The organism is Streptomyces sp. NPDC051636, from assembly GCF_044453765.1.
Lineage (GTDB): Bacteria > Actinomycetota > Actinomycetes > Streptomycetales > Streptomycetaceae > Streptomyces.
In genome coordinates, this window is sequence record NZ_JBITDA010000007.1 from 333,919 (window position 1) to 348,082 (window position 14,164).

Sequence of the window (14,164 nt, forward strand, 5' to 3'; positions counted from 1 at the left end):
GCGGTCACGGGGGCCTCGTACAGCCTGGCGGCGATCAGCCCTTGCGGGTCTTGATCTCCTCGGTCAGCTGCGGGACGACGTCGAAGAGGTCGCCGACCACGCCGTAGTCGACCAGGTCGAAGATCGGGGCCTCGGGATCCTTGTTGATGGCCACGATCGTCTTCGAGGTCTGCATACCGGCGCGGTGCTGGATGGCGCCGGAGATGCCGGAGGCGATGTAGAGCTGCGGCGAGACGGACTTGCCGGTCTGGCCGACCTGGTTGGTGTGCGGGTACCAGCCCGCGTCCACCGCGGCACGCGAGGCGCCGACGGCCGCGCCGAGGGAGTCGGCGAGCGCCTCGATGATCGCGAAGTTCTCCGCGCCGTTGACGCCACGGCCACCGGAGACCACGATCGCGGCCTCGGTCAGCTCCGGACGGCCCGTCGACTCACGCGGCGTACGGCCGGTGATCTTCGTGCCGGTCGCCTTCTCGGAGAAGGTCACCGACAGGGCCTCGACCGCGCCGGCGGCCGGGGCGGCCTCGACGGCGGCCGAGTTCGGCTTGACCGTGATGACCGGGGTGCCCTTGATCACGCGGGACTTGGTGGTGAAGGACGCGGCGAACACCGACTGGGTGGCCACCGGGCCCTCGTCGCCGGCCTCGAGGTCGACGGCGTCGGTGATGATGCCGGAGCCGATGCGCAGCGCCAGACGCGCGGCGACCTCCTTGCCCTCGGCGGAGGACGGGACCAGCACGGCGGCCGGGGAGACGGCCTCGACGGCGGCCTGGAGGGCGTCCACCTTCGGGACGACCAGGTACTCGGCGTACTCGGACGCGTCGTGGGTGAGGACCTTGACCGCGCCGTGCTCGGCGAGGACGGCCGCGGTGTCGGCGGCGCCGTTGCCCAGCGCGACGGCGACGGGCTCGCCGATGCGGCGGGCCAGGGTCAGCAGCTCAAGAGTGGGCTTGCGGACGGCACCGTCCACGTGGTCGACGTAGACGAGGACTTCAGCCATGGGATTGCTCTCCTGCGAAACGAAGTGAGGGGCGGTCAGCGACTGCTGGGCTCAGATGAACTTCTGGCCCGCGAGGAACTCAGCGAGCTGCTTGCCGCCCTCGCCCTCGTCCTTGACGATCGTGCCGGCCGTGCGGGCCGGGCGCTCGGCCACGGTCTCGACCTTGGTGTAGGCGCCGTCGAGGCCGACTTCCTCGGCGTCGATGTCGAGGTCGGAGAGGTCCCAGGACTCCACCGGCTTCTTCTTGGCGGCCATGATGCCCTTGAAGGACGGGTAACGCGCCTCGCCCGACTGGTCGGTGACGGAGACGAGGGCCGGGAGCTGCGCCTCGAGCTGCTCGCTGGCGGCGTCGCCGTCGCGGCGGCCCTTGACCGTGCCGTCCTCGACGGAGACCTCGGACAGCAGGGTGACCTGCGGGACGCCGAGGCGCTCGGCGACCAGCGCCGGTACGACACCCATGGTGCCGTCCGTCGACGCCATGCCGGAGATCACCAGGTCGTAGCCGGCCTTCTCGATGGCCTTGGCCAGGACCAGGGAGGTGCCGATGGCGTCGGTGCCGTGCAGGTCGTCGTCCTCCACGTGGATCGCCTTGTCGGCGCCCATGGACAGCGCCTTGCGCAGCGCGTCCTTGGCGTCCTCCGGACCCACCGTCAGCACGGTGACCTCGGCGTCGTCGGCGTCCTCGGCGATCTGCAGGGCCTGCTCGACCGCGTACTCGTCCAGCTCGGAGAGCAGACCGTCCACGTCGTCCCGGTCGACGGTCAGGTCATCGGCGAAGTGCCGGTCGCCAGTGGCGTCGGGCACGTACTTCACAGTGACAACGATCCTCAAGCTCACGCCGGCTCTCCTACTGCATCGTCATTTCTGGGCTGCCTCTTGCAGGCAGCATAGGCGCCTGAAGCGGCCGATCCCGGTCGGGGCGACCGCGCGCTCCGATCGAGACATTACTCGTCAGTACACCCAGTTCGCCCCCGCTAAGCAAGCGCTTTGAACTGTGACCTTCGCAACGCAGCGTAACCGGAATCCGACTCCTTCACCGAAGAGCCGGGCGTGATCAGTCCCGCAGACCATTGAAGCTGCCCTCGTGGTACAGCAGGGGCCGCCCGGCGCCGGTGGGATCACCGAGGAGGACCTCGGCGAGCACGATGCGGTGGTCCCCGGCCGCGATCCGCCCGACGATCCGGCAGACCAGCCAGGCCAGCACGTCGTCCAGCACCGGTACGCCTTCCGGGCCCTCGCGCCATGCGGTCGGCGCGCCGAACCGGTCGGCGCCACTGCGGGCGAAGGTGGCCGCCAGCTCCTGCTGATGCTCACCGAGTATGTGGACGCCCACATGGCCGGCCTCCGATATCGCCGGCCAGCTGGAGGCGCCGGTGCCGATACCGAAGGAGAGCAGCGGGGGTTCGGCGGAGACGGAGGTGAGGGAGGTGGCGGTGAAGCCGACCGGCCCGGCGTCACCGCGGGCGGTGATCACCGCGACGCCCGCGGCGTGCCGCCGGAAGGCGGAGCGCAGGAGGTCGGGTGAGGCGAGCTGGAAGGTGGCGATATCGGGCGTGGCCGTCATGGAGTTGTCCTTCTGCGGGAGATGACGAGCTGGTCCGTTGCTGTTCAAGAGCCCGGACAGCGCGCGCTCGCGGTACGGGCCAGGTCGACGTGGACCCGCCCGAAGAGAAGGAGTTCCGAAGGCATACGGTCAGGCTGACGATAGGTGGTGCACGCAGTCAAGTTCGTTCCACGATCTGGGAGATGCCTCACCGTCACGGGCACGGCCGTCACACCGCCTCCCCGAGTGCCGCGATGACGTCGGCCCTGCGCGGCTGACCGGTGGCGCGCCGCACCACCCGCCCCTCGGCGTCGAGGACCAGCACGGTGGGGGTCTTGAGGATCTCGAGCTCGCGTACGAGGTCCAGGCGGGCCTCGGCGTCGATCTCGACGTGGGTGACGCCGGGGACCATCCCGGCGACCTCGCCGAGCACCCGCCGAGTCGCCCGGCAGGGGGCGCAGAAAGCGCTGGAGAACTGCACGAGCGTGGCGCGCTCGCCGAGTTCACCACCCAGCTCGGCCTCCCCGAGCCGCTTGCCGTCGTCCCGCCCGCGCACCCGCACTCTCCCGCTCCGCCGCCGCTGCGGCACTCCGCAGGCGCCACGGCGAGCACCGCGACGCACACCACCAGTCCGGCCATCATCTGCACAAGCGTTCACGAGACCGCAAGGATTCCCGCCGGCTCGCGGCGTCGGGGCCACGCCGGCCGCGGCCCTCAATGCCGCGTCCGGGTACCGCCTGGGCTGCGAGATGTTCCTGCTCGTCCGGCGGGTGACGGTACGTGCACAGTAAAGGGGACTTAAAAGACCGAGGTGGATCATAGGCCGACGTGACGAGAATCTCGCCACGGCGGGGCACCAGGACTGGCTACCTGTCCGTTCTTCGGGCACGATCTGCGAGACACCGTAAACCTACGGCTGCGTAACCTCCCGCCGGGAGCCCCCTTTCCCAGGCAGAGCAGAAAGGGCCCACCCCGCCCATGGCAGAGCTGGTCTACCGCCCCGTCATCGGTCTCGCCCAGACGTTGTTCAAGGCGTGGGACCTGAAGATCGACTGCAAGGGGTCGGAGAACATCCCGCGCTCGGGCGGCGCGGTACTGGTGAGCAATCACATCAGCTACCTGGACTTCGTCTTCAACGGCCTGGCGGCGCTCCCGCAGAAGCGACTGGTGCGCTTCATGGCGAAGGAGGCGGTCTTCCGCCACAGGATCTCCGGTCCGCTGATGCGCGGCATGAAGCACATCCCGGTGGACCGCCAGCAGGGTGAGGCGGCGTTCGCGCACGCGCTGGACTCGCTGAAGTCCGGCGAGGTCATCGGGGTGTTCCCCGAGGCGACGATCTCGCAGTCCTTCACGCTGAAGAGCTTCAAGTCCGGTGCCGCGCGACTGGCTCAGGAGGCGGGCGTCCCGCTGATCCCCATGGCGGTATGGGGCACGCAGCGGTTGTGGACCAAGGGGCAGCCGCGCAACTTCAAGCGCAGCCACACCCCGATCACCATCCGCGTCGGCGAGGCGCTCGAGGCCTCCCGCGACCAGTACGCGGGCGCGATCACCCGCCGGCTGCGCGAACGCGTCCAGGAACTCCTGGACGCGGCCCAGCGCGCCTACCCCGCCCGCCCCAAGGGCCCTGAGGACTCCTGGTGGCTCCCGGCCCACCTGGGCGGCACGGCCCCGACGCCGGAGCAGCTGCGGGCGGCGGAGGCACGTTGACGCCCCCGGTCCTGGCGCCGTCGGGTGGCCGATAGGAGTCCGGCCGGCGCCGGGCCGCCCGCCGCCCCCAGGTCCGCTCCCCCGTCACGCATGGCAGGGAGTTCGGCGATCGCCGGCGGTCACGTCCGCGGCGGGGTGTGCGCCGAGACCGGAGGGTGGAGGGTGAGCCGCGCCCCGGGGCTGAACTTCTCCAGGAATTCGGCGAGTTCGCCGGCCGCCGCCTGCGCCTCGGCGACCGGCATCGGAGGGAGGCTCTCCAGCAGGAAGATGCCGGAGGTCGTCTCCTCGGTGAGCCGGGTGCGCGGGCCCTGGCGCCAGTTCCAGCGGCGGCACGTCACCCCCGCGTCGTCGCACCACACCACCTCGCCCGCGTCGGGGTGCTCGACGACCTGCTCGCCCCCGGCGACGGTCACGAAGTCCTCGTCACCCGCGGCCCGGACCAGGCGCATCCCGCCCTCGATACGGTCGAGGTCCTCACCGCCGACCGGGATCAGGTGGGCGACGCTGATGGCGTTGTAGAGGTCGACGAGCAGGTTGATCCGGGGCAGACCGGCGTCGGACAGCGCCCTTCTGGCCAGCGCCTCGGCCGAGTTGCGGGTGCGGGACGGCTTCGAGCCGAACGCCGTGTACACCTCGCGCCAGGCGGCCATGTGCGGGTCCTCGTGCGGAGCGCGCCCGCCCAGGCGTGCGGCGAGACGGCGGGCCGCGTCGTCCAGCAGCGCCGAAGTCGCCTCGGTGCTCGGCCCGCCCACGAGGCCGTGGGCCTCGATCGCGATGTGCGTGAAGCCGGGCGCGAGGGCGCGCACCTCATGGGACACGGTGAGTGTGAGAGTCATCTGCCTGGCCTCAGAGTGCGGTGGGGAGCGTCTTGCACAGGTACGGCCGGTCGGGCGCGGCCTTCAGGGCGGCGAGCACGGCCGGATGGGGTTCAGCGTACAGGACCGGATAGTCCAGCTCATTGGACTCAGGGTCGGGCGCGAAGGCCAGCCGCTCGCCGTCCAGGGAGAACCGGGCGTCCACGCCCGGCTTGTTGCCGCGCGGGTCCTGCCGGTGCCAGGCGCCGTTGAGGCGTACGGCGACCAGTCCGTGCACCGCCTCGAACTTCTGGTAGCACAGCGCGGTGGGAATGTCCTCCGCCCGCAGCAGCGCGGCCAGCGCGTGGGCCTTGGCGTAGCAGATGCCCGTGCCCTGCTCCAGCACGTCCGAGGCACGCCAGGTGACGCGCGGGTCGCCGGAGTCCTGTGAGTGCGGGATGGCGTCCCGCACGAACTCGAACGCGAGGCGCGCATAGGAATACGAGTGCTCGGCCTTCCGCGCGAGACGCGCCGCCGCCTCCCGGACCAGCGGGTGGTCGTGGTCGATGACGTCGTCGGCGGCCAAGTAGGCGGACAGGTCGGGGTTCTCCTGGATCAGCTCCATGTCCGCAGAGCATAGGAATGCGATCATCCTTGAGTCAATGACTTTTCAGGTGACCGCATACTTATGCAGAATGCGAGGGTGCCTGACGCGCCATCTCCTCCTTCAGCGCCGCCAGGAAGGCGTCCACGTCCTCCTCGGTGGTGTCGAAGGAGCACATCCAGCGCACGACACCGGCCGCCTCGTCCCAGAAGTAGAACCGGAACCGCTTCTGCAGGCGCTCGCTCACGTCGTGCGGAAGGCGGGCGAAGACCCCGTTGGCCTGCACCGGGTAGAGGATCTCCACCCCGTGCACCGCGCGGACTCCCTCCGCCAGCCGCTCGGCCATCTCGTTGGCGTGCCGGGCGTTGCGCAGCCACAGGTCCCTGGCGAGCAGGGCCTCGAACTGCACCGACACGAAGCGCATCTTGGAGGCGAGCTGCATGGACATCTTGCGGATGTGCTTCATGTGGCTGACGGCGTCCTGGTTGATAACCACGACCGCCTCGCCGAACAGCGCGCCGTTCTTCGTCCCGCCCAGCGAGAGGATGTCGACGCCGACGGCGTTGGTGAACGTCCGCATCGGGACGTCCAGGGACGCGGCCGCGTTGGCCAGCCGGGAGCCGTCGACGTGCACCTTCATGCCGAGGGCGTGGGCGTGCTCGCAGATCGCGCGGATCTCGTCGGGGGTGTATACGGTGCCCAGCTCCGTGCTCTGGGCGATCGACACGACCTGCGGCATCGCCCGGTGCTCGTCCGCCCAGCCGTACGCCTGCCGGTGGATCAGCTCGGGGGTGAGCTTGCCGTCCGGGGTGGGCACGGTGAGCAGCTTCAGGCCGGCCATGCGCTCGGGGGCGCCGCCCTCGTCGACGTGGACGTGCGCGCTCTCGGCGCAGATCACCGCGCCCCACCGGTCGGTGACCGCCTGGAGCGCGACGACGTTCGCGCCGGTGCCGTTGAAGACCGGGAAGGCCTCCGCCGTGGCGCCGAAGTGGCTGCGGACGATCCCCTGCAGGTGCTCGGTGTAGTCGTCCTCGCCGTAGGCGACCTGGTGGCCGCCGTTGGCCAGGGCTATCGCGGCGAGCACCTCGGGGTGGACCCCCGCATAGTTGTCACTGGCGAAACCGCGGACCTGCGGGTCGTGGTGGCGACGGGCGTCGGTCCTGGGAGGGTTCACGGCTTCTCGGTCAGCCACAGACGGTTTCCGTTCACTTCGGCGGCGGGCTTGCTCCAGACGTCCACGATGGCCTCTGCCAGGTCCTTGACGTCGGTGAAGCCCGCGAACTTCGCGTTGGGGCGTTCGGCGCGCATGGCGTCGTGCACCAGCGCCTTCACCACCAGGATGGCAGCCGCCGACGTCGGTCCGTCGGGGCCCCCGGCCTTGCGGAAGTAGTCGGCCAAGGCCAAAGTCCACGCCTCGGCGGCGGCCTTGGCCGCGGAGTAGGCGGCGTTGCCCGCGGTGGGCTTGCTCGCGCCCGCGGCGCTGATCAGCACGTACCGGCCGCGTTCGCTGCGCTGCAGCGCCTCGTGGAAGGCGAGGGAGGTGTGCTGCACCGTCTTGACGAGCAGCAGCTCCAGGAAGTCCCAGTCGTCGAGGCTGGTCTTGGTGAAGGTCTCGCTGCCGCGCCAGCCGCCGACGAGGTGGACGAGCCCGTCGACGCGGCCGAAGTCCTTCTCGATGTGGGTGGCCCAGTCACGGGTGGACTGCAGGTCGAGCAGGTCCACCGTGTCCCCGGTGACGGTGGCGCCACCGGCGGCGTAGCGGGCGGCGTCCACGGCCTCTGAGAGGCGCTCCGGGTCATTGTCCGCGCCGACGACGGTCGCGCCCGCCTCGGCGAGCCTGCGCAGCGTCGCCCGGCCGGCGGGTCCGCCCGCGCCGGCGACCGCGATCACCGCACCGTTGAGAGCCCCGTTCCCCATCTTCGCCTCCTGCTGAGCGGTGTTCGTACGGTCGCTCACGCGGCGACCCTCTCGGCGCTGTCCGCGGTGATGCCCTTGGTGGAGGCGATCACGTTCTTCAGCTTCTTGGACAGTGCCTCATAGAACATGCTCAGCGGAAACTCGTCCGGAAGCACGTCATCCACCAGCTTGCGCGGCGGCTGCGTGAGGTCCAGGGCGTCCGGGCCCTTGGCCCACTTGGAGCCGGGGTGCGGGGCGAGGTAGGTGGAGACCAGCTCGTACCCGGCGAGCCAGTGCACCAGCTTCGGGCGGTCGATGCCGTCCTTGTACAGCTTCTCGATCTCGGCGCACAGCTGGTTGGTGACCTGCGGGGCGCGCTCCCAGTCGATGGAGAGCTTGTTGTCGGTCCAGCGGACCACATCGTGCTTGTGCAGGTAGGCGAAGAGCAGCTGGCCGCCGAGTCCGTCGTAGTTGCGGACGCGCTCGCCGGTGACCGGGAAGCGGAACATCCGGTCGAAGAGCACCGCGTACTGCACGTCACGGGCCTGCGGGACGCCGTCCGCCTGGAGCTTCACGGCCTCCTTGAAGGCGGTGAGGTCGCAGCGCAGCTCCTCCAGGCCGTACATCCAGAACGGCTGGCGCTGCTTGATCATGAACGGGTCGAAGGGCAGGTCGCCGTGGCTGTGGGTGCGGTCGTGGACCATGTCCCACAGGACGAAGGCCTCCTCGCAGCGCTTCTGGTCGTGCACCATCGCGGCGATGTCCTCGGGCAGCCGAAGGCCCAGGATGCCGACGGCGGCCTCGGTGACGCGGCGGAAGCGGGCGGCCTCGCGGTCGCAGAAGATGCCGCCCCAGGAGAACCGTTCCGGCGCCTCCCGCACGGCGATGGTCTCGGGGAAGAGGACGGCGGAGTTGGTGTCGTACCCGGACGTGAAGTCCTCGAACTTGATCCCGCAGAACAGCGGGTTGTCGTAGCGGGTGCGCTCCAGCTCGGCCAGCCAGTCCGGCCAGACCATGCGCAGCACGACCGCCTCCAGGTTGCGGTCGGGGTTGCCGTTCTGCGTGTACATCGGGAAGACGACCAGGTGCTGCAGGCCGTCGGCGCGGTGCGCGGCGGGCTGGAAGGCCAGCAGCGAGTCCAGGAAGTCCGGCACCTGGAAGCCGCCGTCGGCCCAGCGGCGCAGGTCCGTCACGAGGGCCTCGTGGTAGGCGGCGTCGTGCGGGAGCAGCGGGGACAGCTCGGCGACGGCGTCGATCACACGGCGTACGGCGAGCTCGGCCTCGGCCCGGTCCGGGGCGCCGTCGGCGTCGAAGTCGATCGATCCGTCCTTGGACTGCCATGGCCGGATCTGCTCCACGGCATCCTTGAGCACGGGCCACCCAGGGTGCTCGATCACCCTGGTCACGGGAGGAACCTGTTCCTCCGGACCCACCTGCACAAGAATTTCCGTCATGTCCCATCCTCCACGGGAGAAGCTTGCGTAAGGACACCGTATGCATACGCGGTTTCTCCCAGCAAGGGGAGAGCCTGGAAATTATTCTGCCTTCCCCCATGGTCACCGCTCTTTTTCCTGCCACACATCCGCTGGGCGCACATTTCCGCTACGAGCGAAGACATGAGGAACGAACCCGGGGGCAGACACACCGACCGGCCGGATCCGGCCGGTCAATGCCCGGGGGACTCGCCCACGCCAGGGTGACCGCCGGGAGGGGTACGGGCCCGGTACGCCCCGGCCGTCACCCCGATCGTGCGTGTACGTGCGGGTTCAACCCGAGACCCGGCCATTAGGCTGCGAACCTGCCGCGCGGACGGCGACGTCCGTCGGTCCGCGCGCGTGTGCCGAGCCTCCGTCGACGGAAGCGAGTTGAATCTTGAACTTCCTTACCATCGGTCACCGCGGGGTCATGGGTGTCGAGCCCGAGAACACCCTCCGTTCCTTCGTCGCCGCCCAGCAGGCCGGCCTCGACCTCATCGAACTCGATCTGCACCTGAGCAAGGACGGCGCTCTGGTCGTCATGCACGACGCGGACGTGGACCGCACGACCGACGGCACCGGCCCGATCGCCGAGAAGACCCTCGCCGAGCTGCGTGCCCTTGACGCGGGCCGCGGCGAGCGGGTGCCGGTCTTCGAGGAGGTCCTGGACGCCGTGAAAGCGCCGTTGCAGGCCGAGATCAAGGACGTGGCCGCGGCCCGGGCGCTGGCCGAGGTGATGCGGCGCCGGGATCTGGTCTCCCGGGTGGAGGTGTCCTCCTTCCACGACGAGGCGATCGCCGAGATCGCCCGCCTGGTACCCGGTGTCCGTACGGCGCTCATCGCCAGCCGCTACGGCACCGACGTGGTGGAGCGGGCGGTCGCGGCCGGTGCCGCTACCGTCTGCCTCAACATCCGCCGGCTGACGCTGGAGATCGTCGAGCACGCCCGCAAGGCGGACCTCAGGATCATCGGCTGGGTGGTCAACACCCAGGACCACCTGCGGCTGGTGCGCGCCCTCGGCCTGGACGGCGCGACCACCGACTACCCCGAGATCAAGCGCACCGGCCGCTTCACGGCGTAGCGGTCACGGCACGCCGGAACGATCACGCGAGCGGTTTGACCAGCAGCTCGAACCGCAGGTCGTCGCGCTGCGGAATGCCGAAGCGCTCGTCGCCGTACGGGAACGGGGTCATCCGTCCCGTACGGCGGTAGCCGCGGCGCTCGTACCAGGCGATCAGGTCGTCGCGTACGGAGATCACCGTCATGTGCATCTCCGTGACGCCCCAGGTCTCGCGGGCCTGCCGCTCCGCCTCCGCGATGATCACCTTGCCGAGGCCCGCGCCCTGCTGTTCGGGGCTGACCGCGAACATGCCGAAGTAGGCGTGGTCACCGCGGTGTTCGAGCTGGCAGCAGGCGACGATCCGGCCGTCCTGCTCCACCGTCAGCAGCCGGCTGTCCGGCGACTTGATGACCTCCAGCACCTCCTCCGGATCCGTCCGCTGACCCTCGAGGATGTCCGCCTCGGTGGTCCACCCGGCCCGGCTGGTGTCTCCCCGGTACGCCGACTCTATGAGCGCGACCAGCGCGTCCACGTCGGCGTCGGTGCCGTCACGGAAAACCAGTCCGGCAGCGGCGGTGTCCATGGGCTTACGTCTCCGATCTCTGGCGCGGCAAGGCAGGGACGAGACTAACCTGCCACTACCCTGCGGGTGCATGGTGCACGTACTCAGCAGCCGGACACTCCTGCGCCCGACCGACCCCGAGCGCTCCAGGGCGTTCTACGGCGAACGGCTGGGGCTCGCCGTCTACCGGGAGTTCGGTACGGGTCCGGAGCGGGGCACCGTCTACTTTCTCGGCGGCGGCTTCCTGGAGGTCTCCGGCCGGTCGGAGACCCCGCCGTCCCCCGCGGTGCGACTGTGGCTCCAGGTCGCGGACGTGGCCGCCGCCCACAAGGAGCTGCTCGCGCGGGGCGTCGAGATCGTCCGGCCGCCGGTGAAGGAGCCCTGGGGGCTGGTCGAGATGTGGATCGCGGACCCGGACGGGGTGCCGATCGTGCTGGTGGAGGTCCCGGCCGAGCATCCGCTGCGGTACCGGCCGGGCGTCTGACGGCTGCGTCAGTGCGGCCGGTGCTCCCAGCCCCGGTCCGTGCGGGTCAGTTCGCGGAAGCCCGCGGTGCGCAGCATGGCCAGGGCGGTGTGGTCGTCGGCGAGTTCGTAGGCGAGGAGGCGGTCCACGCCGGACAGGCGCAGCCACTCGGCGGCGTGGCCCAGGAGCCAGTGCTCCCAGCCGGCCCCGTACCGGGCGGGGTCTATCAACCCCGGTTCACGCGTGCAGCGCGCCCATCCGGCCCTCCAGCCGGGTCAGCAGCTCGGCCAGCAGGCCGGCCAGTTCCCCCTGGCCCTCGGGGGCCAGGACGGACAGGGCGGCCGCCTCGTAGGCGAGTTGTTCGGGGAGGATGCCGTCGACGAGGGCGCGACCGGCGTCCGTGAGGCGGAGGTGGGCGACGCGGCGGTCGCGGGTGTCGCCACGGCGTTCGAGCAGGCCGCGCTCGGTGAGCTGCTTGAGGCGCTTGGTGACGGCCGCGCCCGACGAGAACGTCTCCCGGGCCAGTTCGCTGGGGGTCAGTTCGTGGCCGGTGCGGCGCAGGGCGCCGAGCAGGTCGAACGCGTGGCGGCTGAGTCCGGCGCGGCGCAGCGGTGCGTCCTCGGCCTGCTGCAGGAGGGCGGCGCAGCGGTTGATGCGGCCGATGATCTCCATCGGCCCGGTGTCCAGCTCGGGGTGGACGGCCCGCCACTGCTGGACGACCGCGGCCACGGTGTCGCCCCTCGCCGCGTCGCCGCCGGCCGCCGGTCGTCCGTTCGTCGCCGTCATGGCCGTACGTCCTCCGTGGTCCTCGCCTGAGCCGAGGGGGTGGAGCCCCTGGCGTCGTACCGTCGCGGCGAGCGTACGGTGTCCGGCCGGTTCGGCGAGCACGACCCGCTCCTGGGGCAGGGCGCGCTGCCACCACTCGCCGGACGCGGCGTCGGCCGTGGCGCGCAGCTCGACCAGCGCGGCGGCGAGGGAACGGCGGGCCGCTTCGAGGGCGCGCGTCGGGGCCAGGCTCGGCGAGCGGACGGGCGGCGCGTTCGCGGGTCCGCTCGGCGGCGGTCAGCGCGTGTTCGAGCCGGTCGCCCGCCCGCCGGTTGGTGACGGCCACGGCCGCGACGAAGCCGACGAGTGCCGGCCAACGTGTCCGCGACCCGCTCGGTGATCAGCGCCGTCCCGGGGCCCTCACCTCCTGTGCTCCACCGAGTGCTCCTTGTGCACCCCCTTGCGCTCGCGTGCGTGCCGCACGGACCGGGCATCGCATCCCTCGACCGGACATCGACCCACGGTGAGGGGGAGGTGCGCGTGCACGGACCGGCTTCGCCCGGCTGGCTGCTGGTCGCGCTGTGCGCGGCGACCGGGACCTACTGTCTGCTGCGGATGCGCAGCAGCGTCGAGGAGCAGCGGCGCGCCGCGGGCGGCGAGGCGCTCATGGGCTTCGGCATGGCCGCGATGGCCGTGCCCGGCACGGTGTTCAGCCCGCCGGCGTGGACCTGGCCGCTCTACGCGGCCGTGTTCGGCGCGGCGGGGCTGCGCGCCCTGTGGACCGCGCGCGGCGGCCCGCACCACCTGCACCATCTGGTGGGCAGCACGGCCATGGTCTACATGGCGGTCGTGATGGCCGTCTCCCCAGCCCCGCACCACACGCACGGCGGCACGGGGATCCCCCTGCTGACGGGCGCGTTGCTGCTGTACTTCACCGGCTATGTGCTGTTCTCCGGCCTCCGGCTGGTCCCCGCCGCCGTCGCCGGCACGGGGAGCCTCCGGTGGGGCGACCGGCCGGAGCTGGCGCGGGCGTGCCGGCTGTCGATGGGGATCGCCATGGTGGCGATGCTGCTGACGCTCTGATGCCGGGCGCAAGCGTTGCTTGCGTCACTTTGCCGCCCTGGACCGTACCCCTCAGTAGCCACCGCTCATAGGCTGCTGGCCATGATGGTCCCCGCGGCACTCCTGCTGCTCGGCGCCCTGACCGCCGTCGTCGCTCCCCGGCTGCTCGCCCGGGCCGACTGGCCGGACCGTGAACCGGTGGTCGCCCTGTGGGCGTGGCAGTGCGTCGTAGCGGCCGTCCTGCTGTGCTGCGCGCTGTCGATGACGCTCAGCGCGGCGGCCGCCTGGCAGGCGGTGCGCGGGCACATGTTCGGCTCGGCACCGCGGGCGGTCGTGGACGCGTACGCCCTCGGCGCGACCGGTCCCTGGGCGGCGACGACCGCGGTGACGCTGGCCTGCGGCGGGCTGTGGAGCGCGGCGATGCTGGTCCGCGAGGTCGCGCGGGCCCGGACGCGATGGCGTAGGCGGCGTGCCGAACTCCTCGTGCGCGCACCGCTGTTGCCCGGGGAGGAGCCCACGGGCGCCCGGCTGGTCGCACTGGAGGGCGAGCGGCCCGACGCCTGGTGGCTGCCGGGCGCCACGCCCCGACTCGTCATCACCACCGCCGCGTTGCGCCGCCTGAAGGGGAGGCAGCTGGACGCGGTACTCGCCCACGAGCAGGGGCACGCGCAGGCCCGGCACGACTGGCTGCTGCACTGCTCGGCCGCGCTGGCGGGCGGGTTTCCGCAGGTGCCGGTGTTCGCCGCGTTCCGGGACGAGATGCACCGGCTGGTCGAACTGGCCGCCGACGACATGGCCTCCCGCCGCTTCGGCCGCCTGACCACCGCGCTGGCGCTGGTGGGGCTCAACGAGGACCGGGGTGTGTTCGGCCCCGGCCCCACCCCGCACGCGCACGTCCCGGAGCGCGTGCACCGGCTGCTCACTCCCCCGGACCGCCTCACGGCGATGCGCCGCCTGCGCCTGACCGCGGCCGCGGCGCTGGTGCCGGCGATCCCCGTACTGGTGGCGCTGGTGCCGGGGCTGCGGGCGCTCGGCTAGAAGACTGATGAAGATCTTGTTGAGGGGCTGTCCGGCCGGAGGCCGGATGGCCCCTCGTCGCTATGTGGTGGCTGGGGCGAGGTGCCAGGCACGGTCGATGTAAGTGAGTCCGAGGTTGATCAGTCGGCGGAGGTTGAGGGCGGCGGCTCGGGTGTGGAGCCAGGTGTCGTTGCTGATGGTGCCGCGGTAGCGGAGTTT

The 14,164-nt window shown here is 71.2% G+C and carries 16 protein-coding genes and 2 pseudogenes; 6 read left to right on the forward strand and 12 right to left on the reverse strand.

Going from position 1 to position 14,164, the window contains the following annotated elements; all coding sequences use genetic code 11:
- Nucleotides 1-34 precede the first annotated feature (34 nt).
- From ACIBBH_RS16550 to ACIBBH_RS16565, 4 genes and pseudogenes are all read right to left on the reverse strand, one after another.
- Nucleotides 35-997, reverse strand: coding sequence for an electron transfer flavoprotein subunit alpha/FixB family protein (locus tag ACIBBH_RS16550; protein WP_399405072.1), 963 nt, complete (start codon nt 995-997; stop codon nt 35-37).
- A gap of 51 nt (nt 998-1,048) precedes the next feature.
- Nucleotides 1,049-1,834 carry an electron transfer flavoprotein subunit beta/FixA family protein gene (locus ACIBBH_RS16555; RefSeq protein ID WP_399405073.1) on the reverse strand — a complete coding sequence of 262 codons (786 nt, stop codon included), beginning with the start codon at nt 1,832-1,834 and terminating at the stop codon, nt 1,049-1,051.
- Nucleotides 1,835-2,051: 217 nt separating this feature from the next.
- Nucleotides 2,052-2,561: a flavin reductase family protein gene (locus ACIBBH_RS16560; protein WP_399405075.1), complete on the reverse strand. Its 510-nt coding sequence runs from the start codon at nt 2,559-2,561 to the stop codon at nt 2,052-2,054.
- Between the two features lie 208 nt (nt 2,562-2,769).
- Nucleotides 2,770-3,179, reverse strand: a pseudogene (locus tag ACIBBH_RS16565) (TlpA family protein disulfide reductase).
- A gap of 53 nt (nt 3,180-3,232) precedes the next feature.
- Here ACIBBH_RS16565 and ACIBBH_RS16570 point away from each other — a divergent pair.
- Both ACIBBH_RS16570 and ACIBBH_RS16575 read left to right on the forward strand, forming a co-directional pair.
- A pseudogene (locus ACIBBH_RS16570) lies at nt 3,233-3,331 on the forward strand (DUF4395 domain-containing protein); the annotation flags it as partial.
- A gap of 187 nt (nt 3,332-3,518) precedes the next feature.
- Nucleotides 3,519-4,247: a lysophospholipid acyltransferase family protein gene (locus ACIBBH_RS16575; RefSeq protein WP_399405077.1), complete on the forward strand. Its 729-nt coding sequence runs from the start codon at nt 3,519-3,521 to the stop codon at nt 4,245-4,247.
- A 119-nt stretch (nt 4,248-4,366) separates the two neighbouring features.
- Here ACIBBH_RS16575 and ACIBBH_RS16580 read toward each other — a convergent pair whose 3' ends face one another.
- The 5 genes from ACIBBH_RS16580 to ACIBBH_RS16600 form a co-directional block, all read right to left on the reverse strand.
- The gene (locus ACIBBH_RS16580; RefSeq protein WP_399405079.1) at nt 4,367-5,083 is read right to left on the reverse strand and encodes a B3/4 domain-containing protein; all 717 of its coding nucleotides are present in this window, start codon (nt 5,081-5,083) and stop codon (nt 4,367-4,369) included.
- Nucleotides 5,084-5,093: 10 nt separating this feature from the next.
- Nucleotides 5,094-5,666, reverse strand: a complete 573-nt coding sequence (locus tag ACIBBH_RS16585; RefSeq protein WP_399405081.1) for a transglutaminase domain-containing protein — start codon at nt 5,664-5,666, stop codon at nt 5,094-5,096.
- Between the two features lie 61 nt (nt 5,667-5,727).
- Nucleotides 5,728-6,819 carry a threonine aldolase family protein gene (locus tag ACIBBH_RS16590; protein WP_399405083.1) on the reverse strand — a complete coding sequence of 364 codons (1,092 nt, stop codon included), beginning with the start codon at nt 6,817-6,819 and terminating at the stop codon, nt 5,728-5,730.
- Entirely contained in the window at nt 6,816-7,562 is a 747-nt protein-coding gene (locus ACIBBH_RS16595; RefSeq protein WP_399405131.1) for an SDR family NAD(P)-dependent oxidoreductase, read from the reverse strand. Before ACIBBH_RS16595 ends, ACIBBH_RS16590 begins: the two co-directional genes overlap by 4 nt.
- A gap of 35 nt (nt 7,563-7,597) precedes the next feature.
- Entirely contained in the window at nt 7,598-8,995 is a 1,398-nt protein-coding gene (locus ACIBBH_RS16600; RefSeq protein WP_399405085.1) for a DUF6421 family protein, read from the reverse strand.
- A gap of 418 nt (nt 8,996-9,413) precedes the next feature.
- On the opposite strand from ACIBBH_RS16600, the gene ACIBBH_RS16605 reads away from it, so the two are divergent.
- Entirely contained in the window at nt 9,414-10,097 is a 684-nt protein-coding gene (locus tag ACIBBH_RS16605) for a glycerophosphodiester phosphodiesterase (protein WP_399405087.1), read from the forward strand.
- 22 nt (nt 10,098-10,119) lie between these two features.
- Here ACIBBH_RS16605 and ACIBBH_RS16610 read toward each other — a convergent pair whose 3' ends face one another.
- Nucleotides 10,120-10,659 carry a GNAT family N-acetyltransferase gene (locus ACIBBH_RS16610; protein ID WP_399405089.1) on the reverse strand — a complete coding sequence of 180 codons (540 nt, stop codon included), beginning with the start codon at nt 10,657-10,659 and terminating at the stop codon, nt 10,120-10,122.
- A 70-nt stretch (nt 10,660-10,729) separates the two neighbouring features.
- Between ACIBBH_RS16610 and ACIBBH_RS16615 the strand changes: the two genes are divergently transcribed.
- Entirely contained in the window at nt 10,730-11,122 is a 393-nt protein-coding gene (locus ACIBBH_RS16615; protein ID WP_399405091.1) for a VOC family protein, read from the forward strand.
- A gap of 8 nt (nt 11,123-11,130) precedes the next feature.
- Here ACIBBH_RS16615 and ACIBBH_RS16620 read toward each other — a convergent pair whose 3' ends face one another.
- Both ACIBBH_RS16620 and ACIBBH_RS16625 read right to left on the reverse strand, forming a co-directional pair.
- Nucleotides 11,131-11,331 (reverse strand): hypothetical protein, encoded by a 201-nt coding sequence (locus ACIBBH_RS16620; RefSeq protein ID WP_399405093.1) that lies wholly within the window; start codon nt 11,329-11,331, stop codon nt 11,131-11,133.
- A gap of 7 nt (nt 11,332-11,338) precedes the next feature.
- A complete protein-coding gene (locus tag ACIBBH_RS16625) occupies nt 11,339-11,887 on the reverse strand; it encodes a MarR family winged helix-turn-helix transcriptional regulator (protein ID WP_399405133.1) in 549 nt (182 codons plus the stop codon).
- A gap of 519 nt (nt 11,888-12,406) precedes the next feature.
- On the opposite strand from ACIBBH_RS16625, the gene ACIBBH_RS16630 reads away from it, so the two are divergent.
- Nucleotides 12,407-12,949: a DUF5134 domain-containing protein gene (locus ACIBBH_RS16630; protein WP_399405095.1), complete on the forward strand. Its 543-nt coding sequence runs from the start codon at nt 12,407-12,409 to the stop codon at nt 12,947-12,949.
- An 81-nt stretch (nt 12,950-13,030) separates the two neighbouring features.
- The gene (locus ACIBBH_RS16635) at nt 13,031-13,966 is read left to right on the forward strand and encodes a M56 family metallopeptidase (protein WP_399405097.1); all 936 of its coding nucleotides are present in this window, start codon (nt 13,031-13,033) and stop codon (nt 13,964-13,966) included.
- The last annotated feature ends 198 nt before the right edge of the window (nt 13,967-14,164 follow it).